General features: G+C 50.3%; 1 tRNA gene and 1 rRNA gene. Both read right to left on the reverse strand.

Annotated features, from left to right (window positions below):
* Nucleotide 1 precedes the first annotated feature (1 nt).
* Nucleotides 2-77: transfer RNA gene (locus tag SPM24T3_RS24180), tRNA-Thr, on the reverse strand.
* 57 nt (nt 78-134) lie between these two features.
* A 5S ribosomal RNA gene (gene rrf, locus SPM24T3_RS24185) occupies nt 135-250 on the reverse strand.
* Nucleotides 251-346: the final 96 nt, after the last annotated feature.

The following is a 346-nucleotide window of genomic DNA, read 5'->3' on the forward strand; positions in this document are numbered from 1 at the left end:
CTGGTGCTGATACCCAGAGTCGAACTGGGGACCTCACCCTTACCAAGGGTGCGCTCTACCAACTGAGCCATATCAGCATACTAATCTACTGCAACATCCAACTGGTAAATTCACAGTAAGATGTTTAATTTGATGCCTGGCAGTTCCCTACTCTCGCATGGGGAGACCCCACACTACCATCGGCGCTACGGCGTTTCACTTCTGAGTTCGGCATGGGGTCAGGTGGGACCACCGCGCTACTGCCGCCAGGCAAATTCTGTTTCATTCCAACCGCTTTCCACATTCCTGCAGATAGCCATCAGAACCAATCTTTGAACAAGCTGATTTTCATTGAAACTTTCGTCTC

This window comes from Serratia sp. M24T3 (genome assembly GCF_000257645.1).
Taxonomy (GTDB): domain Bacteria; phylum Pseudomonadota; class Gammaproteobacteria; order Enterobacterales; family Enterobacteriaceae; genus Rouxiella.